This window comes from Myxococcus stipitatus DSM 14675 (assembly GCF_000331735.1).
In the GTDB taxonomy this organism is placed as follows: Bacteria; Myxococcota; Myxococcia; order Myxococcales; family Myxococcaceae; genus Myxococcus; species Myxococcus stipitatus.
Window position 1 is genome coordinate 5,066,754 of the sequence record NC_020126.1, and the last position, 21,010, is coordinate 5,087,763.

The following is a 21,010-nucleotide window of genomic DNA, read 5'->3' on the forward strand; positions in this document are numbered from 1 at the left end:
TGCCCTCGGAGGTGTGCAGTGACGCTGCGGCGCGAGGGCGAGGCGCGTTTCGCACGTGTGCAGTGGGCTGCACAGAAGTCGCACCACGTCGTCAGTCTTTCCAACACTTGGTGTTGCGGCCGCTGACCAGCGAAGTCGCCGACTCCATTCTCGAACACGCGAGGTCCACGGAGAACATCATCCCGAAGCTGGACCGGGCCATCGTCGCGCTGTGGGGTTGCCCGCTCGACAAGCTCGACCACCGAGTCACGGTGGCCGAGCTCGTCGCGGACGGCTTGAAGCTCCAGACGTTCGAGGCCTGAACCCGCCCTCGTTCAGAACGGGCTGTCCGCGCCGCGAGTGGTCAGCACGGACAGTCCACCGGACAGAGAGGCGTCGATGGAGCGCGCCGCCTCACGTCCATCGGACAGGGCCCAGACGATGAGGCTCGCGCCTCGGCTCGCATCCCCCGCGCAGTAGACTCCGTCCGCTGACGTGGCGAAGCGCGCATCCACCTGCACGGTGCCGCGCGGTGACAGCGCCACCCCCAGGTCCTCCACCAACCCGGAGGTCTCGGGTCCAGTGAAGCCCATCGCGAGCACGAGCAGGTCCACCTCGAGCGACGTCTCCGAGCCAGGGACCTCCACGAGCCGAGGGCCGCCGCCCACCGAGCGCTGCACCTCCACCTTCACGGCGTGCAGCTTCTCGATGCGGCCGTTCGTGCCCGACAGGTGCTTCGTCATCATCGCGAAGCCGCGCTCGCCGCCTTCCTCCTGGCTCGACGACGTGCGGAAGATGAGCGGCCACCGAGGCCACGGGTTGTCCGAAGCGCGCACGTGAGGAGGGGCAGGGAAGAGCTCGATTTGCTGCACGCTCTTCGCACCCTGTCGGAGCGCCGTGCCCAGGCAGTCCGAGCCCGTGTCGCCACCGCCCAGGATGACCACGCGCTTGCCGGCCGCGTCCAGGTGTGGCTGCTTCTCTCCCTGCCCGGCGACGAGGTGGTTCTGGTGCTCCAGGTACTCCATCGCCTGCACCACGCCGGACAGCTCGCGACCCGGGACCTCCAGCTCGCGCGCACGACGAGCCCCCATGGCGAGCAGCAGCGCATCGTGCCGGCCGCGCAGCTCGCGGAAGCTCACCGCGCCGCCCACGTCCACGCCGGTGCGGAACACCACGCCCTCCGCCTCCATCAGCGCCAGACGCCTGTCCACGACGGACTTCTCCAGCTTGAAGTCCGGGATGCCCAGGCGCAGCAGGCCACCGGCACGCGCGTCACGCTCGTAGACGGTGACACTGTGCCCCGCGGAGTTGAGCTGCGCCGCGGCGGCCAGTCCCGCGGGGCCCGAGCCCACGATGCCCACCGTGAAGCCCGTGCGCCGAGCCGGAGGCCGAGGCTTCACCCAGCCCTCCGCGAAGGCCCGCTCGGAGATCTCCTTCTCCATCTGCTCGATGGTCACCGCGTCCTGGTCGATGGCCAGCACGCAGGCGGCTTCGCACGGCGCGGGGCACAGCCGGCCCGTCATCTCCGGGAAGGTGTTGGTGCGGGAGAGGATGTCGTAGGCCTCGCGCCAGCGGCCTCGATACACGGCCTCGTTGAAGTCCGGGATGAGGTTCCCCAGCGGACAACCCTGGTGGCAGAAGGGGACGCCACAGTCCATGCAGCGTCCCGCTTGTCGCTTGGCCTCGTCCGGGGCCAGGGGCAGGGAGAACTCGCGGAAGTCTCCCAGTCGCTCCTGCTTCTCTCGCTTGTGCGCGGGGACGCGTGACCACTCCGTGAATCCGGTGGGCTTGCCCATGGTTCAACCCCTCCCGCCGACGACGTGTGGAAGCTGCGTGGTGACGGAGGCTTCAGGAGGCCGCTTCGCCGCGCGCCGCGCCTGCAGGACGCGCTTGTAGTCCGTGGGCATCACCTTCACGAACCGGGGCACCATCAGCTCCCAGTTGTCGAGCACCCGCCGCGCCAACGCGCTGTGCGTGTAGCGCAGGTGTCGCTCGATCATCCCGTGCACGAGCCAGATCTCCGACTCGTCCACCAGCGACTCCAGCTCCACCATCTCCAGGTTGCAGCGCTGCCGGAAGGAGAGCTCCCGGTCCAGCACGTAGGCCGTGCCGCCGCTCATGCCCGCGGCGAAGTTTCGGCCCGTGGAGCCCAGCACCACCACCACGCCTCCGGTCATGTACTCGCAGCCGTGGTCTCCCACGCCCTCGACCACTGCCTGCGCGCCGCTGTTGCGCACGGCGAAGCGCTCACCCGCGAGCCCGCGCAGGTACACCTCACCGGCCGTGGCGCCGTAGAGGGCGGTGTTGCCCACCAGCACGTTCTCCTCCGCGACGAAGCGGCTGGACTGGTGCGGGTACGCGATGATGCGCCCACCGGAGAGGCCCTTGCCCACGTAGTCGTTGGCGTCACCCTCGAGCTCCAAGGTGACACCCGAGACCAGGAACGCGCCGAAGCTCTGCCCCGCGGAGCCCTTCATCCGCACGTGCAGCCGCCCATCGGGAAGCCCCCGCGAGCCATGCCGGCGCGCAATCTCGCCCGAGAGCATGGCTCCCACGGCGCGGTGCGTGTTGCTCACCGGCCGCGTCAGCAGCATCGCGGGCCCACCCTCCAGCACGGCCTTCGCGTCCTGGAGCAGCTCGTGGTCCAGGTGGTCCGACACATCCTTCGAGCGAGGCACCGTGCAGTGCCGAGGCTCGCTCGCGGGCGCGGCGGGAGCGGCCAGGAGCGCGGAGAGGTCCACGCGCCGCGCCTTCCAGTGGTCCACCGTCGCGCGCTGGCGCAGCAGGTCCACCCGGCCCACCAGCTCCTCGAGAGTCCGAGCCCCCAGCGCGGCCATCCGCTGGCGCAGGTCCTCGGCGAGGAGGAGGAAGAAGTTCACCACGTCCTCGGGCTTGCCCTGGAAGTGCTCTCGCAGCCCGGCGTCCTGCGTGGCGATGCCCGCCGAGCAGGTGTTGAGGTGGCACTTGCGCAGCATCACGCAGCCCACGGCCACGAGGCTCGCGGTGGCCAGGCCGAACTCCTCGGCGCCCAGCAGCGCGGCCACGAGCACGTCGCGTGCGGTGCGCAATCCTCCATCCGCCTGGACGCGGATGCGCGAGCGAAGCCCGTTGTGCACCAGGACCTGCTGCGTCTCCGCCAGTCCCAGCTCCCAGGGCAGGCCCGCGTGGTGGATGCTCGAGATGGGGGATGCGCCCGTGCCGCCTTCGTAGCCGGAGACCACCACGCAGCCCGCGCCGGCCTTCGCCACGCCCGCGGCGATGGTGCCCACGCCGACCTCGCTCACCAGCTTCACGCTGACTCGCGCCGTCGGGTTGGTGGACTGGAGGTCGTAGATGAGCTGCGCCAGGTCCTCGATGGAGTAGATGTCGTGGTGCGGAGGAGGGGAGATGAGCGTCACGCCGGGCGTGGACCAGCGGACCTTGGCGATGCGCTCATCCACCTTGTGCCCGGGGAGCTGGCCGCCCTCACCAGGCTTGGCGCCTTGAGCGACCTTGATCTGCAGCTCGTCGGCGTTGACCAGGTACTCGGTGGTGACCCCGAAGCGGGCGCTGGCCACCTGCTTGATGGCGCTGCGGCGCAGGTCGCCGTGCGCATCGCGCGTGTAGCGCCGGGACTCCTCTCCACCCTCGCCGCTGTTGGAGCGTCCGCCCAGCCGGTTCATCGCGATGGCCAGCGTCTCGTGCGCCTCCGCGCTGATGGAGCCGAAGGACATGGCCCCCGTGACGAAGCGGCGCGCCAGGGAGTGAGCCGACTCGACTTCCTCCAGCTCGACGGGCTGGCGGCCCTCCGTCTGGATGTCCAGCAGCCCCCGCAGGTTGCAGTGCTCGCGCGTCTCATCGTCCGCCAGCCGCGAGTACTCCGCGAACTGTGCAGCGTCGTTGCCGCGCACCGCGGCCTGGAGCCGGGCAATCGTCGCCGGGTTCCACTTGTGTCGCTCGCCCTGGCGGCGCCAGCGGTACTGGCCACCGACGGGGAGCTGTCCCTCCGGGTGCTCGAAGCCTCGGGCATGGCGCTCCGCCACCTCGCGCCCCAGCTCCGGCAGGCCGACACCTTCGACTCGCGAAGGCGTGCCCGTGAAGTGCCGTTCAATCAAGCCGCGTTGCAGTCCCACGGCCTCGAAGAGCTGCGAGCCCCGGTAGGACTGGAGCGTGGAGATGCCCATCTTGGACATCACCTTCATCAGCCCTTCCTCCACCGCGTGGATGAAGTGTGCCTGGGCCTTCTCCGCGTCCACGGCCAGCTCGTTCGCGTCCGCCAGGGCGCGCACCGTGTCCAGCGCGAGATACGGGTTCACCGCCGCCGCGCCGTAGCTGAAGAGACAGGCGAAGTGGTGGACCTCACGCGCCTCCGCCGTCTCCAGCAGCAGGCCCGTGTACATGCGGATGCCGTCGCGGACCAGACGCTGGTGGACCGCGGAGACCGCCAGCAGCGCGGGGATGGCCGCGTGCGCCACATCCACGCCCCGGTCACTCAGGAGCAGGATGCTGGCGCCGCCATCGACCGCGTCCACCGCCGCCGCGCACAGCTTCTCGACCGCCGTCTCCAGCGCGCCCTCTCCGCCACTCAGCGGGTAGAGCAGCGACAGGCGCCGTGTCTCGAACAGGCCCTCGCCACGGATGGACGCCAGCCGCGCGAGCTGCCCGTTGGTGAGGATGGGGCCGGGCAGCGAGAGCCGGTGGCACTGCTCAGGGGTCTCCTCGAAGGTGTTGCTCTCCGGGCCCAGCGCCGTGGCGAGTGTCATCACCAGCGACTCGCGCAGCGGGTCGATGGGCGGATTGGTCACCTGCGCGAAGAGCTGATGGAAGTACGAGAAGAGGCTGGGGGACTGGTCGCTGAGCACCGCGAGCGGCGTGTCCGTGCCCATGGAGCCCACGGGCTCCTTGCCCGTCTCCGCCATGGGCGTGAGCACCGCGCGGAGTTCCTCGAGCGTGTAGCCGAAGGATCCCTGGAGCCGGGACAACTCGTCGCCCCTCAGCCGCTCCGGTGCGGGGACGGTGGGCAGGTCCTCGAAGGTGAAGACGTTGCGCTCCAGCCACTTGCGGTAGGGCCAGCGCGTGCTGATGTCGCGCTTCACCTCCGCGTCCTCGAGGATGCGCCCCTCGGTGGTGTCCACCAGCAGCATGCGCCCCGGCGTCAGTCGGCCCTTGCGCCGCACCTGGGACGGAGGCACGTCGATGACCCCCGTCTCCGAGGCGAGGATGATGCGGTCATCCTCGGTCACCAGGTAGCGCGCGGGACGCAGCCCGTTGCGGTCCAGCGTGGCGCCGATGAGCTGTCCATCCGTGAAGGCGATGGCTGCGGGGCCATCCCACGGCTCCAGCAGCGCCGACGAGTACTCGTAGAAGGCGCGCTTGTCGTCCTCCATCAGCGCGTCACCTTCCCACGCCTCCGGAATCATCATCATCATCGCGTGGGGCAGGGTGCGGCCGCCCAGGTAGAGCAGCTCCACCATGTTGTCGAACTGCGCGGAGTCGCTCTTGCCCGGGACGATGATGGGCCACAACGGCTCCAGGCTCCCCCCCAACCGCGCCGTCTGGAGCAGGCCGCGCCGGGCTGTCATCCAGTTGCGATTGCCACGCAGGGTGTTGATTTCGCCGTTGTGCGCGATGAAGCGGAACGGCTGCGCCAGCTCCCACGTGGGGAACGTGTTGGTGGAGAAGCGCGAGTGGACCAGCCCCAGCGCGCTGACGAACTCCGTGTGTTGGAGGTCCGCGTAGAAGCGAGGGAGGTCCGCGGGCAGCAGCAGGCCCTTGTAGACGAGTGTCTCGGACGAGAGGCTGGCGATGTGGAAGCGGCCCTTCGGGTCCACGCCTCGCGCGAGGACGCGGTTCTCCGTGAGCTTGCGGATGCGGTACAGCTTGCGCTCGAAGGCGCTGGGGACCACGCGGCGCCGGGCGATGAAGAGCTGCCGGATGACCGGCGCGGCCTCGCGAGCCACGGGCCCCAGGTGCTCGGGGGCCACCGGGACATCGCGCCAGCCCAGCACGCGTTGACCCTCCTCGGTGACGACCTCCTCCAGCGCCGCTTCACACGCGGCCCGCGCGTCCACCTCTTGCGGGAGGAAGACCTGCGCCACGCCGTACTGCCTGCGGGGAGGAAGCTCGAAGCCCAGGGTGGGGGCCTCGTGCTCGAAGAAGCGGTGCGGGAGCTGCACCAGGATGCCCGCGCCATCTCCCGTCCGAGGGTCCTTCCCCGCCGCCGCGCGGTGGCTCAGGCGGTTGAGGAGCTCCAGGGCGTCCTCGACGATTCCGCGAGAGCGTTCACCTCTCAGGTGGGCCACGAAACCGACGCCACAGGCGTCATGTTCGGTTTCGGGCTCATAGAGGCCGTACCGGCCGGGGAGGATCGCGGACATCAACTTCCCCTTTCTCCCGCGTGACGCGAGAGGTCATTGCTGTGTCGCTCCAGGCTAACGCGTTGCGTTGACTCGCGTAAAGACGGGGCCCCTCGGAGGAAGGGTGGGCCTGGGGGCCCGGCCGCTTTCTGTCGCGAAGGCGACGGATGTCCACCCGTGGGCGAGGACCCGACCCGGGAGGGAGGGGTGGGGGGCCCGCACGAGGGAGGTCGGCGACCCGGGGGAATCCGCTATGAAGCGGCGCATGCCCTATTCCCCCATCATCGGCACCCTCGGCTACGTCATGTCCGAGGACAGGCAGCGCGTGCTGCTCATCCATCGCGTCGCGAGACCGGATGACGCGCACCTGGGCAAGTACAACGGGCTGGGCGGGAAGATGGAGCGCGATGAGGATGTCGCCGCCTGCATGCGCCGCGAGATTCGCGAAGAGGCGGGCATCGAGTGCACGCGCATGGTGCTGCGCGGCACGCTCTCCTGGCCGGGCTTTGGCAAACAAGGTGAAGACTGGCTGGGCTTCGTGTTCCGCATCGATGCCTTCGAAGGCACTCCCTTCGAGCGCAACCCCGAAGGCACGCTGTCCTGGGTCCCGCTGACGGAGCTGCCCCGCTTGCCCATGTGGGACGGGGACAGGCACTTCCTGCCCCTCGTCTTCGACGAAGACCCTCGCGTGTTTCACGGCGTGATGCCGTATTCAGGAGGACGCGCGTTGAGCTGGAATTACACGCGACTTTGATGCGCGGGGTCGTCGAAGCCCCCTGCGCGCAGTGCGTGTATTTGCCGCCCTGATGAAACAAATGCGGCGTTGTTCGCTCCGTGCGTTGACGGCTCCACGGGAAACGACGTACTCCTGATGCCGCGTGAAAGTGAGAATGATTCTCAATTTCGGTCTTCCGGCCCTGGAGAGTGAGCGACCCGCTGAGCCGCGGGTGGTGGTCTCCTCGCGACTCTTCCGCATGGGAGAGGTCGCGGAGCGGGAAGGGCTCTGGACCCGATGGGGCTGGGCGCTCGTGACGGCGGTGGTGGTCCACGCGGGAGTGGTCGCGGCGGGCATGGCCATGCCGGCGAGTGCGCCGGAGTTCCCCCCGGCCGCCGAGGAGCCGGAGCTGGTGTTGCTCGCCTTCGCGCCACCTCCTCCCGCCCCGTCGTCGGGCGCGGCCCGCTCGGTTCCCGTGGAGCGAGCGGCGCGTCCCTCCCGTCCCCGCGTGGCGCGGCCGGTGATGGAGACGTCCATCCAACCCCAGCCGAAGCCGGAGGTTGTCGAGCCCCCGGTCGATGAGACTCCGCCCGTCGCGAATGACGCGCCGAGCACCCCCGAAGCCGTGGCGGATGCGCCGGCGGACTCGAGCCCCGTCCCGTCCGTTGCGGGGGGCGTCGTGGGCGGTGCGGTCGGGGGAACCCAGGGCGGCATCGTGGGCGCCACGGGAACGCTGGGTGACGCGGTGGGGCTGGGCCAGGTGCTCCGTCCGCCGTCCGTGTTGAAGCAGCCCCGGCCGGACTATCCGCGCCGCGCCAAGAGCGAGGGCGTCCAGGGCCTCGTGCTGGTTCGCATCATCGTCGGAGTCGATGGTGAGGTGGAGGCCGAGCACACGCGCGTGCTGCGCTCCATCCCCGCGCTCGACGCCGCCGCCATCGAAGCCGTCAACCGTTGGCGCTTCACGCCCGCCATCGGGCGCCAGGGCAAGCCCGTGCGAGTCATCCTCGAGCTGCCCATCCAGTTCACCTTGAAGTGACGAAGGCCATGGTTCTTCCGTTTCGCAAGACGCTCTTCTGGATTCACCTCGCCGTGGGCATCGTCACCGGCATCGTCGTGGCCATCATGTCGGTGACGGGCGTGGCCCTGGCCTTCCAGCCGCAGGTCATCGCGTGGGCGGAGTCGGAGGCTCGCACCGTGCCCGCTCCGGGCGCGGATGCCCGCAGGCTCACCGTCGAGGAACTGCTGGCGAAGGTGCGCGAGGCCCGGCCGGAAGCCCAGGTGTCTGGCATCACCGTGTATCCCTCCGAGACGGCGTCCGCGCAGGTGGCGCTGGGCCGCACGGCGGTGCTCTACGTGAATCCCTACTCGGGTGAGGTGCTCGAGAGCGGGTCGAAGGGGTGGCGTTCGTTCTTCCACCTGATGGAGGAGTGGCACCGGTGGCTGGCCACGGGCGGCGACAACCGCGCCGTGGGCAAGGCCATCACCGGGGCGTCCAACGCGGGCTTCCTCTTCCTGGCGCTGTCGGGTCTCTACCTGTGGTGGCCGCGCAACTGGTCGCGCAAGGCCGTGCGCTCCGTGGTGTGGTTCCGCGGTGGGTTGAAGGGCAAGGCTCGCGACTTCAACTGGCACAACGTGATGGGCTTCTGGATGCTGCCCGTGCTCGTCGTTCTCACGGCGTCCGGCATGGTCATCTCGTACAAGTGGGCGAGTGACCTCGTCTACACGGTGACGGGCAACGCCGTTCCCGCGCAGGGCGGCGGAGGCGTGAAGGTCCCCGCTCCGGAGACCGGCACCGAGCGCAAGACGGTGAGCGCGATGGTGTCCACCGTCCAGGAGCAGGTCCCCACGTGGGCGAGCATCACCTACCGAATCCCGTCGCCGCCCAAGGGCGCGCAGGGCAAGCCGTCGGAGCAGCCCGGTGGCCCGAAGGGTGGGGGCGAGCCTCGTGGGGGTGAGCAGGGCAAGCCGTCGGAGCCCCCGGGCCCGCCGAAGGCCGACGCCGTGTCGTTCAGCGTGAAGGAGAAGGACGCCTGGCCGCTGTTCTCCTCCACGCAAGTCTCGGTGGACCCCTTCACCGGACAGGTGGCGAAGCGCGAGGGCTATGCGGACCTGAACTCGGGCCGCCAGATGCGCTCCTGGCTGCGCTTCCTCCACACGGGTGAGGCGCTGGGGTGGCCGGGCCAGCTCATCGCCGCCATCGCCTCGTTGGCGGGGGCCTTCCTGGTGTGGACGGGCTTCGCCCTGTCGTGGCGGCGCTTCTTCCCTCGACGCCAGCCGCGCGCCGAGGTGCCCGCGTCCACGGGCGAATCGGAGACCCCCGCCTAGGACTCTTCCCCGGGCGGGCGAGGTTCCCGCGGCACCTTCGGGTGCCAGCTTATTGATTCTAATAATCGTCGTTTCCGCGAATTTCTATTGAGAGCCCGGCGCCACGAGTGCGGCCGGGAGTGGAGAAGTCCATGTCGTTCAGCAAGTCGCGTAGCGCTGGCATCCGGTCGAGTGTGGGGCACGTGGGTGGAGTTCGGGCGGCGCTGAAGCCGTGGGGGCCGGCGGTGGGGTTGGTGTCCGCGCTGGCGGCGGGTGGCGCGGTGGCGCAGGAGCCCGCGGCGGAGACGCCTCGCGCGGAGGCGCCGGTGGAGGCCTCGGCGGCCCCTGCCGAGCAGGCGCCCGCGTCGACGGAGTCCCAGCAGGGCACGGAGGGCCGCTTCGTGCTGCCCACCCTGGAGGTGCAGGGGGAGACGGAGAGCTATCAGGTCCGTGAGAGCGCGCTGCCCAAGGTGCAGAAGGCCCTGGTGAACACGCCGCAGTCGGTGACGGTGGTGCCCGAGGCGGTGATGGAGGAGCAGCGGGCGACGACGGTGCGGGACGCGCTCCGCAACGTCTCCGGCATCACGATGAGCGCAGGCGAGGGGGTCCGCCAGGGTGACTCCTTCATGCTGCGGGGCTTCTCCGCGCAGAACGACGTGTCCCGCGATGGTGCCCGTGACCTGGGCTGGTTCACGCGCGACACGTTCAACCTGGAGGGCGTGGAGGCGTACTTCGGTCCGTCGTCCGTGCTCTTCGGCCGTGGCTCCGCCGGTGGCGCCATCAACCTGGTGACGAAGAAGCCCAAGCGCACGTCCTTCCAGGAGGTGGCGCTCAGCGGCGGCACCGCGCCCACGGGCCGTGTCGACGCGGACATCAACCAGGTGCTGTCCGAGGACCTCCAGCTCCGCCTGAACGTCATGGGCCAGCTGTCCTCGACGGCGGGCCGCGACGTGACGAAGGACAACCGCGTGGGTGTGGCGCCGTCGCTGCGCTACAAGCTCGCGGAGCGCACCACGCTGGAGATGGACTACATGTTCCAGCGGGAGGACGGCATCCCGGACTACGGCGTGCCGTACTTCAACGGCAGCCCCGTCACCGAGTCGCTCGACGTGCCGCGCGAGAACTTCTACGGCGTGAAGTCCGACAAGGAGCGCGTGGACGCGCACGTCGCCACCGCCCGCGTCACCCAGGGCCTGGGCGAGTCGCTCCAGTTCACCAACACGCTGCGCTTCGGCCGCGTGGACCGCTTCGCCAGCCCCACCGCGCCGCGAGGCCTGACGCCCGCGGGGGCCCCGACGACCATCGGCCGGCAGCGCTTCCAGACGGAGACGGACAACTCGTACCTCGCCAACCAGGCCGCGGTGGGCGGTGAGCTGACGACGGGCTTCCTCGAGCACAGCGCCAACGCGGGCGTGGAGCTGACCTGGGAGAAGCGCAGCCAGGGCCGCTTCAACCTCAACGCGGTGGGCCTGCCGACGGGCCCCAACCTCCCGGCGGACCTGTTCAACCCGGACTCGGACCCGGACCTTTCCGCGGTGTCGCCCGTGTTCTCCAGCGCCAGCGTGAGCGTGCAGCGGACGCTGGGCCTCTACATCGCCGACCAGATCGAGCTGGGGCCCTATGTGGAGCTGCTGGGCTCGGTGCGCTGGGACGTGTTCAACACGGACTACGTCTCCACGGCCGCCTCGGGCGCGAAGACCCGGCTGCAGAGCAGCGACCACCTCCTCAACTGGCGCGCGGGCGTGGTCCTCAAGCCGGTGGAGAAGGTGAGCGTCTACGGCATGTACGGCACCTCCGCGAGCCCCTCCGCCGAGCTGGGCACGCTGGCCGCCGACACCGTGAGCCTGGACCCGGAGAAGAACACCATCATCGAGGCGGGCGCGAAGGCGGACCTGCTCGAGGATCGGCTGGGGCTCACCGCCGCGGTGTTCCGCATCAACAAGACGGACGCGCGCGTGCCCAACACCAACCCGGAAGGGCCGCCGCAGGTGCTCGCCGGTGAGCAGCGCGTGCAGGGCCTCAACCTGGGCGTGGCCGGCACCATCGTCGAGCGCTGGAAGGTGCTCGCCAACTACACGCTGATGGACTCCGCCATCGTCGAGCACACGACGCCGCACATGGTCGGCCAGCGGCTGCCCAACACGCCGCGCCACAGCCTCTCGCTGTGGACGACGTACTCCCCCCTGAAGGACTTCACCTTGGGTGGCGGCGCCATCTACCAGGACGTCACGAGCGTCAACAACCCGACCTCGGCCACCGCGGTGACGAACTACGTGCCGAACTTCTGGCGCTTCGATGCCTTCGCGAGCTACGCGTTCGGCAAGGCGCTGGTCCAGCTCAACGTCTACAACCTCACCGACACGCTGTACTACGACCAGTACTACGCGGGTCACGCCGTCCCCGCGGAGGGCATGTCGGCCCTGCTGACGGCTCGCTACCGCTTCGACTGAGAGAGGTTCGCGGTCATGATGTTGCACATCCCAAACGTCCTGACCGCGGCCGAAGTGGCTCGCTGCCGCACGGTGATGGAGAAGGCGGACTGGACGGACGGCCGGGTCACGGCGGGCCACCAGTCCGCGCAGGTGAAGCAGAACCTCCAGCTCCCCGAAGGGGGCGCGGCCGCGCGCGAGCTGGGGGACCTGGTGCTGGCGGGGCTGGAGCGCAGTCCGCTCTTCATCTCCGCCGTGCTGCCTCAGCGCGTCTTCCCGCCGCTGTTCAATCGCTACGAGACGAACATGCACTTCGGCTCGCACGTGGACGGCGCCATCCGGCCCATTCCGGGGACGGCGCAGCGCGTGCGCACGGATGTGTCGGCCACGCTGTTCCTCTCGGAGCCGGACAGCTACGACGGGGGAGAGCTGGTGGTGGAGGACACCTACGGCCACCACGCCGTGAAGCTACCGGCGGGGGACCTCATCATCTACCCGTCCACCAGCCTGCACCACGTGACGCCCGTCACGCGGGGCGCGAGGCTGGCGTCGTTCTTCTGGATTCAGAGCCTGGTGCGGGACGTGTCGAAGCGCGCGCTGCTGTTCGACATGGACACCGCCATCATGCAGCTCAACCAGGAGGTGCCCAAGAGCCCCTCCCTGGTCATGCTGACGGGCGTCTACCACAACCTGCTCCGCCAATGGGCGGAGCCCTGAGTCAGCGGTTCAGGTCCGGTCCTTGCGGATGAGGACCTTCCGGCCGCGAATCGTCGCCGCCTTCAGCGCCGCGATGACGCGGTTGGCGTCGGGCTCCGGGACCTCCACCAGCGAGAACGCGTCGGTGATCTGAATCGCGCCGATGCGGGACGAGTCCAGCCCGGCCTCACCCGCGATGGCGCCCACCAGGTCCGCGGGGCGGATGCCTGCTTGTCGGCCCGCGCCAATCCAGAGGCGCGTGGTGTCCCAGGAGCCCTGCTGCGGACGGCGAGGACCGCTCCCACGCTCGGGGCGACCACTCGGCCTGCCACCGGGACCCGTGGGGCGGCCCGGCCGGTCCTTGCGCTCCTGGAGCGGAGCGACGGCGGGAATCTCTTCCTCTTCCTTCGCGCGGCCCTCGTCCTGGGCATCCTGGAGCAGCTTCACGGCCGCGGCGGCGATGTCGAGCGGCTCGAACTCGCCGGCCAGATCCTCCACGAGGCTCCGGAACGAGTCCTGGCCACCGGCCACCAGCACCTCGCGCAGGGTGGCGCGCAGCAGCTCCTGCCGCTTGGCGCGCAGGTCCGCCACGGTGGGGACGGTGGCGACCTGGATGCGCTGGCCCGTCACCTTCTCGATGTTGCGCAGCAGCCGGTGCTCGCGAGGCTCCACCAGCGTGATGGCCACGCCCTCCCGGCCCGCGCGGCCGGTGCGGCCGATGCGGTGCACATACGCCTCCGGGGCGTTGGGCACGTCGAAGTTCACCACGTGGGAGAGCCGGGGGATGTCCAGGCCTCGCGCGGCGACGTCCGTGGCGACGAGCAGGTCGGTGCCATGCGACTTGAGCTGCTTGATGACGCGATCCCGCTGCTCCTGCGTCATGCCGCCGTGGAGCGCGTGGGCGCGCCAGCCCCGGCCGTTGAGGGACACGGTGAGGTCATCCACCTCCGTGCGCGTGCGGCAGAAGATGATGGCGGCGGTGGGGGACTCCACGTCGAGCAGGCGGCCCAGCGCGGCGATCTTGAACGCGCGCGGCACGACGAACGCGGTCTGCTGGATGCGCGGCAGCTCACCCGGCTCCACCTTCTCCTTGGCGATGCGCACACGCACCGGCTGCCGCAGGTGGCGCTCGGCGATGCTCGCGATGCGCGGGGGCAGGGTGGCGGAGAAGAGGGCGGTCTGCCGGTCCTCGGGCGTCCCGGAGAGGATGGCCTCCAGGTCATCGGCGAAGCCCATGTCCAGCATCTCGTCGGCCTCGTCGAGGACGACGGTCTGCACGTGGTCCAACTGGAGCGTGCCCCGGCGCAGGTGGTCCAGCGCGCGGCCGGGCGTGGCGACGACGACGTCCACGCCGCGCTTGAGGACGCGAAGCTGCTGGCCGATGACCTGCCCGCCGTAGAGCGGGAGGACGGTGGCGCCCAGCTTCTGGCCGTAGCGGTGGATGGCCTCGGACACCTGCATGGCCAGCTCGCGCGTGGGGACGAGCACCAGGGCGGAGGTGGTGTGCGGCCGGGCCTTGCCCGGGGTCAGGTGGTGCAGGAGCGGGAGCGCGAAGGCGGCCGTCTTGCCGGTTCCGGTGGCGGCGATGCCCAGCAGGTCCTTCCCAGCGAGCAGGGGCGGGAGGGACGCGTGCTGAATAGGCGTGGGTTCCTCGTAACCGAGGGACGTGAGCGCCTCCACGAGCTGGGGCTTCAGGCCCAGGGATTCAAAGGTGGCGTCGGGGGGGGCGGACGGCGGTGCGGAAGTCACGGCGGGGCTTGTACCACCGGGTTCCACTCTCGTGGCTCGAAGAATCGCTCTTCTGTCCCACATCTATCGCACACGTCGTGTCGTGGACGGTCCGCCCAGGGGGGCCTCAGGCCGGTTCCGGGGTGCCCAGGTGGGTGATCTCCCGAATCCCGAGAGAGGAGACCTGGAACACGGCGAAGGCCTCGGCCCCCTGCTCCACGCTGGCCAGGCAGCACACCTGGGAGGGGGGGCCCGAGGTGTGGGCGAGTACGCCCCGATAGCCCTTGTGCAGGTGGCCGCAGAGCACGAGCCGGGGTTGGAGCGCCTCTGTCAGGAGCCGTGCGTACTCGTTGCCCACGGCGTCCGCGTCGGGGCTGCGGCGCTGTTGCGCGAAGGCTCCTCGGTCCTGGGTCGCGATGATTCCGGAGGGCCAGTCGTGGACGACCAGCACGTCCGCGCGGCCGAACGCCAGGGCGCGCTCGATGTCTTCTTCGTGGAAGAAGGTGAAGGCCTTGTTCGACACGGAGCCCAGCAGGGACAGCGGCGGGTGGGGCTTCTGGAAGGAGGCCGCGTCGTGGATGCCGGAGACGCCGACGACGCTCAGGCCGTTCAGGTCGACGGCGCTCGAGCGCCCCAGGTAGTGGCAGTTCGGCGCGAGCTGGAAGCCGCGTGGCTCGGTGTCCAGGTAGCCATGGGGCTCGTGGTTGCCGCCGATGAAGTGGACGGGCCAGGGGAAGTGACGGCGCTTCTGGTGGTAGTCGGCGAAGTCGCCCAGGTGCTTGTGGCGCGCGGGGGCGGCCATGGTCGCCAGGTCGGCTTCGTCGCGGTGGGGCTCGAAGTCACCCACCTGGAGGACGAAGTCCAGCTCGTGTCGGGCGCGCTTCGACCACGCCTGGAGGAAGGACACCATCCGGTGCATGCGCCCATGCACGTCGCCCACGGCGGCGAAGCAGAAGCTCTCGAGGGAAGGGAGGGGCATGGAGGAAGGCTCAGCCGACGAGGGAGGGCCAGTTGCGACCGACCCAGGCCCGTTGCTCGACTTCTTCGCGCCAGCGCGAGTCCTCGCGGTCGATGCGCCGCGATGTGGCGAAGAGGGGCGTCAGGGCTTCGAGCATCCGCTCCGCGAAGGGTGGGTCCTCGACGATGAGCAGGGCCTCGCTCTCCCAATAGGCGGCGGTGACGTCCAGGTTCGCGCTGCCGACCGCGACCGCCGTGGTGTCACAGACGAGGAGCTTCGCGTGGACGTGGGGACAGAGTTGCTCCAGCGCGGGTTCCCACGTCGGCCGGGTGGGCAGGGCCAGCTCGTAGGCGATGGCGCCCGCGGCGATGACCGCGTCCAGCCGGCTGCGCACGTAGTGGTCCGCCACTTCACGGAGGGCTCCGCCCGGGAAGTAGGTCCGAGCGTCTCCGTAGTGAGGACGGACGCTGCCGAAGAGAATCTCCACGCGCACGCCCCGGCGCACGGCGGCGATGAGGGCGTTCTGGATCTCGAGCAGCAGGGGGAAGGTGTTCACCAGCACGAGCCGTGAGCGCGCATGGCGGATGAGCGCGAGCTGTGTATCGAGCGTGTGTGTATCCCGGAGTCCCTCGTGGAGGACCAGTCTCGCCGCCATCGTCCCCTCGGGAGCTGACTCCGGGATGTCGAACGGTTCGCCGCCGGCCCGGGCCCACTCGGCCAGGAACGCGCGCTCGAGGTCGCCGACGAGGGGGCCCTTCAGCCGGGCGCCGCAGTCGAGCCAGGGGATGTCTCGATAGGGCGTGTCCCGGTGCAGGTCCACCTCGTCGAAGCCCGTGTAGTAGGGCGCGCCGAGGTTGCGTCCGGAGACGAAGGCCCGCGTGGAGTCGATGAGCGTCAGCTTGCGGTGGTTGCGCTGCTTGAGCTCGGAGAGGCTCGGGACACCGACGAGCGGGGCAATGGCGCGCACCTCCACGAGCGGTGTCTCCGACAGGGAGACGAGCGCGGGGTTGAGGGCGCCGAAGGAGTCATGGCCGCTGTAGAGCGCATCCGCGAGGAAGCGCACGCGCACGCCTCGCGATGCGGCGCGCTTCAGGGCCTCCGTGATGCGGGCCGTGATGGCGTCGTCCTCGACGATGTAGCACTGCCAATGGAGGGTGCTCCGGGCCGCGTCGATGGCGGCCAGGAGGGATTCACGAGCGAGCCGGTTGTCGAGCTCGAACGCGATGTCATGCCCTCCCCGTCGAGGGCCGCAGCCCGCGAGCACCAGCTCGCGGGCGAATGCCCCTGGCTCATCGGGAATGGGGAGCGGCTCCAGCGGCGTGGTCCGCGACAGCGCCACGCACTCCTCGGGGCTCAGGGTGCGGAGGTGCGGATGGACAGGTTTGTATGAATCGCGCGTGAGGACAGCGGCGATGGGGATGTGCGCGGCGGCGAGGCGAGTCGCGACTCGCAGGAGCCGCTGGCCATCGACCTGCCTGGGGACATCATCGGCGCGCGCATCGTCGAGCCATGCGCTGGCATCGAGCAGCAGCGGCCAGGGGAGGTCGGGCAGCTTCTCTCGCAGGTGTGCACGCTGCTGGGCAAGGGAGTCGCTGTCGCGCAGCCGCACGAAGACCAGGTGATAGCGCTCGGCCGCCAAGGCTCGGGCCGCGTCGAGCGCCTCCTCGTCCACCAGGCTGTCCACGAGGAGCACGGGCTTCTCGGGGGCCAGCACGTAGCAGGGCGTCAGGTGTCGGGGGGCCGAGGCTCCCGCGAAGGAGAACGCGAGGGCATGGGGTCCTCTCGTGTGCTCGAACCAGGAGGCGTCGAGCACGGCGGTGCCTCCCTCATGCCCGCCGTGGCCCAGGGTGTTTCCTCCCTCGAAGAGCGTGAGGTCTCCGGCGTCGGGAACGGAGACGCTCGACATGAAGCCCACGCGCTCCACGGCGAAGCGCGGCGCCAGCCCAGGAGCCGAGAGGGAGTCGGAGACCGCGTAGGTGTCCTCGAACAACGGGGACGAGGGCTGCGCGCGGGGCAGCATCAGAAGGGGGACCCGAGCCTCCTGGAGGGCCTTGGCGCCGAACAGGCCCAGCATCAGCGCCTCCACATCGGCGAGGGCATCGGCTGGAACGAGCAGGAGGTCCGCGCCGGAGCGCAGCGCCGCGACGTCGAAGACCTCGGCGCGACTGTGGGCGGGGTTCTCGGTGAGGGCTTCGACGTGGAGCAACTGGTCGATGCCCAGGGCCCGGCTCAGGGCCTGGAGATGCGAGACCTGCTCGGGCTCCAGCTCGGACGTGAGCGCGACCAACTCGGAGCGCACGGCACAGCGGGAGAGGAACGTGGCCACGGCGCCGAGTCCCCGTCCATCCGGCGCGACAGCCACCGCCGTGCGAGCGGGCGTGGCGGGAGAGGGCGCGGCCGCCTTGCCGATGGAGAGCACGGGGAGGTGCTCCCGCAAGCAGAGCATGAGCATGGCGCCCACGCGGGCTCTCGGCGACGTATCGAGATGCGGACCGAAGACGACCAACTCCGCGCCGTGCTTCGTGGCCACGTGGACGATGCCCCCGGTGTCGAGGTGCGTCTCCAGCGCGCCGCTCACCTGGATGCCGGCATCCCAGTCATGCAGGGCGTGGCGAAGGCGGTCCAGCACGGTGAGGCTGGCGGGCGGAGGTGCCTCCAGCTCACTGCGCTCGGGCACGAGCCCGTACAGATAGACGGCCTCGGGAGCGGCGGTCAGCCGCTGGACCCAATGAATGACCTGCTCGGACTCCGAGCCGGCATCGAAGACGACCACGAGACGACGGAACATGGTGTGTGCACTTCCCGGACAACCGGCCGCCCATTATGCCCGGTCCCACGTCAAACCCCAGGGGTATCACCCTGGAGCTTCACTCTTGGAACAGGAGGGCGTGCCACCTCGGGCGTGAGGCACCACGCGGCGGATGCAACTGGTTGCTATAGGCAATGAGTATGCCTTTGCGGGGAGGCCAGGTATTCTTGTTTGCCATGACCCTCTCATCGCGCTGTAGGAGTCGTCTGTGGCTGGCGCTCGCCGTCGCGAGTGTCGTGGGCTGTGGAAGTGAGCGACCGGATGAGGCGCCCTCGGGCGCGGTGGCGTCGCGCGGAGATTCGCAGGTGAGCTTCGCGCTGGGCATCTCGGACTCCGACCCGGACACCTTCACCCATCCCGCGTGGGACGGGCTCAACGTGAAGCGTGCGCGAGTGGTCGTGCCCTATGACGTGGCGCTGCGTCCCACCACGGATGCGAGGAGACAGAGGTTCGAGGCGTGGTTGCAGGCCGCGGCGGCGAAGTCGGTGGAGCCGTATGTCACCCTCGGCCCGAGCGACCAGCACAAGGCTGCCAATGGCAAGTATCTGGCGCCCACGGATGGGGAGTACCGTGCGGCCTTCGAGGCCTTCCACGCGACCTATCCGGCCATCACCCTGGTGGGTGCCTGGAACGAGCCGAACTTCCCTGACTCCGTCCTCCAGAGTGGCGTCCCACTGGACCAGCCCACCTGCGCCAGCGAGGACCTGGAGAACTGTGGCCCCCTGCGCGCCGCGTTCTATTACCGGCTGGTGGTGAGCATCTGTCCGACGTGCACCGTGGCCGCGGGCGAGTTCGACGCCACACCCGGTGACTCATACTGGGACCGCTACCGCCTCTTCCTCCGGGGCCACCGCCCCAAGCTCTGGAGCATCCATCCCCACCACGACGCCAACCGCTATCAGGCGAGCGGCGCGCACTGCGTGCCCGGGGACTCGAGTTGTACGACGCGGACGTTCTTGGGTTGGCTGCAGGGCCTCGACGCCTCCTGGGACGTCGGGCACATCTGGCTCACGGAAGTGGGGGCCTTCTACCGGAACGCCAACGGGCAGGTGTTCGGCGACGTGTCCCAGCGTGACACGACGAAGTTCATCTTGAGACTGCCGAGCCTGAGCGCACGAATCACTCGCATCTACTACTACAACCATTCGAACCAGTGCTCGACGGCGGACCGCTGTGCGACGCAGGACCGGGGCATCATCGCGCCGGAGCCGTGGGATGGAACCCCGCTGTCGTATGACACCGCGGGGCGCATCCGCTCCGCGTATGCCGTGCTGAGGGACCGGGATACCCACGGCCCGTGAGTGCGCGGTGGGGCCTGCTCAGTCCTTCCACAGCATCTTCCAGGGATGCTTGCGCAGGTCTGTCACCAGCGTGCGCAGCTCGTTGTAGAGGGTGGGGTCCTGGAGGACGGAGCCGACCGTTCCTTCTCCCGCTTCAATCCGCGCGAGGACCCGGTCCGCCCGAGTGGCGATGGAGTCCAGCTGTCCCGCCGCGGACGTGAGCTTCTCCAGGGCCAGCTTCACGCGTTGACCATCCTCGGGAGTCAGCGCGCCCGTGACGGCGGCCAGGCCGTCCAGCGTCGTCCCCGCGGACTTCGTCAGGCCGGGGAGGTCGCTGCGCAGCACCGCCGCTGTCGCCGCCGCGTCATCGAGCAGCTTCGCGGCCTTGCCTCCGGGCTGCATGGCCTCTCGGGCGAGCTGTGAGAGCTGCCTCAAGTCCTTCGACGCCGCGGCCAGCTCCGTGGCCAGCACCTTCACGTCGCCTTTGTTCTCGGTGAGCATCTCGTTCAACGTCCGGGTCAAGCGAGACACGTTGGCGACCAGGTCCGTCACCGCTTCGGGGTCCTTCTCCAGCATCGCGGAGAGGGTCTCCACGAAGCCGGAGAGCTTCTCCGCGAGCACGTCCAGGCGCGGTGCATCGACGCCTCGCAGTGCCTCACCCGCTGGCAGCGGTGCGGGCTGTGTTCCAGGGTTCAGCTCGAGGTAGGGCTCGCCCAGGAGGCCCACGGTCGCCACCGTCACGCGCGCATCCGAGCGCAGCGCACCCAGTGACGGCGGGTCCACGGCCAACTCCATGCGCACCGGCAGCGACCGGCCGCGAGCATCCCTTCGCTCCGGCATCAGTCGGATGGCCTGGACGCGGCCCACCTGGACACCGGCGAGCTTCACGGGGGCGCCTTCGACCACGTTGCCCGTGTGGCCGAAGTCCACGGCCAGCAGCGAAGTCGAACCCAGCGTCAGCTCCCCCATCAGCCACAGCAGCACGAACACGCCCACCACCGCGGCCAGCACCAGGGCGCCTACCTTCAATTCCAACCGTCGCTCATCCATCCGTCGCACCCTCCATGAACGGCGCCGTCAGCACTCGGAGCTCCGGCGCGGAGGACTCCAGGAAACCTTCAGGGGGACCCAGGTAGGCACAGCGCCCCTGGGCCACGACCAGCACGCGATCCGCGAGTCCTCGGAGCTGGCGGTAGTCATGAGTCACCACCAGCCCGCCCAGCCCTCGGGACTTCAGGGAGGAGAGGACCTCTTCCACTTGCGACGCCGCGCGCCGGTCCAGCCCCGTGGTGGGCTCATCCAGGAGCAGGTAGCGCGGCTTCAACACCAGGGCCCGCGCGATGGCGGTGCGCTTCTTGGCGCCCGGTCCCAGCTCGGGAGGCAGTCGGTCCGCCCACTCCAGCAGCCCCACCTGTTCGAGCGCGGACTCCACGGCGTCCTCGGCGGCGCTCGGGTCCGCGAGCCGCACGTTCTCCCGCAGCGTGCGCCAGTCGAGCAGCGCGGGGCCTTGTACGAGATAGGGCGCGCGCCGCCGCAGGCGCACCAACTCTCGCTCGGGCTGGGTGTCGACGCGCTCGCCCCAGAGCTCGACGCTCCCAGCGTCCGGACGCAGCAGTCCCACGGCCATGCGACACAGCACGCTCTTGCCCGAGCCACTGGCTCCCGCGATGAACGTCAGCTCACGCGTGGAGATCTCCGCCGTCATGCCGTCGAGCACGCGCCGGCCTTGCTCGAACGCGACGCGCACGTCCGTGAATCGGAGCGTGTCTTGCGCGGG

Annotated in this window: 14 protein-coding genes; 7 read left to right on the top strand and 7 right to left on the bottom strand. The window is 69.8% G+C overall.

Annotation, left to right across the window (positions count from 1 at the left end; translation table 11 throughout):
• Nucleotides 1–110: 110 nt before the first annotated feature.
• A complete protein-coding gene (locus tag MYSTI_RS19640) occupies nucleotides 111–302 on the top strand; it encodes a hypothetical protein (RefSeq protein WP_144370108.1) in 192 nt (63 codons plus the stop codon).
• 12 nt (nucleotides 303–314) lie between these two features.
• Here MYSTI_RS19640 and MYSTI_RS19645 read toward each other — a convergent pair whose 3' ends face one another.
• Complete coding sequence (locus MYSTI_RS19645) at nucleotides 315–1,775, bottom strand: glutamate synthase subunit beta (RefSeq protein ID WP_015349534.1); 1,461 nt, start codon at nucleotides 1,773–1,775, stop codon at nucleotides 315–317.
• Nucleotides 1,776–1,778: 3 nt separating this feature from the next.
• A complete protein-coding gene (gene gltB / locus MYSTI_RS19650) occupies nucleotides 1,779–6,335 on the bottom strand; it encodes a glutamate synthase large subunit (protein ID WP_015349535.1) in 4,557 nt (1,518 codons plus the stop codon).
• A 244-nt stretch (nucleotides 6,336–6,579) separates the two neighbouring features.
• On the opposite strand from gltB, the gene MYSTI_RS19655 reads away from it, so the two are divergent.
• The 5 genes from MYSTI_RS19655 to MYSTI_RS19675 all read left to right on the top strand — a co-directional run bounded on the left by MYSTI_RS19655 (nucleotide 6,580) and on the right by MYSTI_RS19675 (nucleotide 12,479).
• Nucleotides 6,580–7,068 carry an NUDIX hydrolase gene (locus MYSTI_RS19655; RefSeq protein WP_044283823.1) on the top strand — a complete coding sequence of 163 codons (489 nt, stop codon included), beginning with the start codon at nucleotides 6,580–6,582 and terminating at the stop codon, nucleotides 7,066–7,068.
• Between the two features lie 136 nt (nucleotides 7,069–7,204).
• On the top strand, nucleotides 7,205–8,065 hold the full coding sequence (locus MYSTI_RS19660; RefSeq protein WP_233278324.1) for an energy transducer TonB: 861 nt from the start codon (nucleotides 7,205–7,207) through the stop codon (nucleotides 8,063–8,065).
• An 8-nt stretch (nucleotides 8,066–8,073) separates the two neighbouring features.
• On the top strand, nucleotides 8,074–9,354 hold the full coding sequence (locus MYSTI_RS19665) for a PepSY-associated TM helix domain-containing protein (RefSeq protein WP_015349538.1): 1,281 nt from the start codon (nucleotides 8,074–8,076) through the stop codon (nucleotides 9,352–9,354).
• Nucleotides 9,355–9,536: 182 nt separating this feature from the next.
• Nucleotides 9,537–11,783, top strand: coding sequence for a TonB-dependent receptor (locus MYSTI_RS19670; RefSeq protein WP_233278325.1), 2,247 nt, complete (start codon nucleotides 9,537–9,539; stop codon nucleotides 11,781–11,783).
• 15 nt (nucleotides 11,784–11,798) lie between these two features.
• Nucleotides 11,799–12,479 (top strand): Fe2+-dependent dioxygenase, encoded by a 681-nt coding sequence (locus MYSTI_RS19675; protein WP_015349540.1) that lies wholly within the window; start codon nucleotides 11,799–11,801, stop codon nucleotides 12,477–12,479.
• A gap of 9 nt (nucleotides 12,480–12,488) precedes the next feature.
• On the opposite strand, the gene MYSTI_RS19680 is transcribed toward MYSTI_RS19675, so the two are convergent.
• The 3 genes from MYSTI_RS19680 to MYSTI_RS19690 all read right to left on the bottom strand — a co-directional run bounded on the left by MYSTI_RS19680 (nucleotide 12,489) and on the right by MYSTI_RS19690 (nucleotide 17,932).
• The gene (locus tag MYSTI_RS19680; protein ID WP_015349541.1) at nucleotides 12,489–14,207 is read right to left on the bottom strand and encodes a DEAD/DEAH box helicase; all 1,719 of its coding nucleotides are present in this window, start codon (nucleotides 14,205–14,207) and stop codon (nucleotides 12,489–12,491) included.
• Nucleotides 14,208–14,313: 106 nt separating this feature from the next.
• Complete coding sequence (locus tag MYSTI_RS19685) at nucleotides 14,314–15,165, bottom strand: metallophosphoesterase (protein ID WP_015349542.1); 852 nt, start codon at nucleotides 15,163–15,165, stop codon at nucleotides 14,314–14,316.
• Nucleotides 15,166–15,175: 10 nt separating this feature from the next.
• The gene (locus tag MYSTI_RS19690; protein WP_015349543.1) at nucleotides 15,176–17,932 is read right to left on the bottom strand and encodes a phospholipase D-like domain-containing protein; all 2,757 of its coding nucleotides are present in this window, start codon (nucleotides 17,930–17,932) and stop codon (nucleotides 15,176–15,178) included.
• Between the two features lie 257 nt (nucleotides 17,933–18,189).
• Between MYSTI_RS19690 and MYSTI_RS19695 the strand changes: the two genes are divergently transcribed.
• Entirely contained in the window at nucleotides 18,190–19,254 is a 1,065-nt protein-coding gene (locus MYSTI_RS19695) for a hypothetical protein (RefSeq protein ID WP_044280910.1), read from the top strand.
• An 18-nt stretch (nucleotides 19,255–19,272) separates the two neighbouring features.
• Here the strand turns inward: MYSTI_RS19695 and MYSTI_RS19700 are convergent, their stop codons facing one another.
• Both MYSTI_RS19700 and MYSTI_RS19705 read right to left on the bottom strand, forming a co-directional pair.
• Complete coding sequence (locus MYSTI_RS19700; protein WP_015349545.1) at nucleotides 19,273–20,283, bottom strand: MlaD family protein; 1,011 nt, start codon at nucleotides 20,281–20,283, stop codon at nucleotides 19,273–19,275.
• A complete protein-coding gene (locus tag MYSTI_RS19705; protein WP_144370109.1) occupies nucleotides 20,276–20,980 on the bottom strand; it encodes an ATP-binding cassette domain-containing protein in 705 nt (234 codons plus the stop codon). Before MYSTI_RS19705 ends, MYSTI_RS19700 begins: the two co-directional genes overlap by 8 nt.
• Between the last annotated feature and the right edge of the window lie 30 nt (nucleotides 20,981–21,010).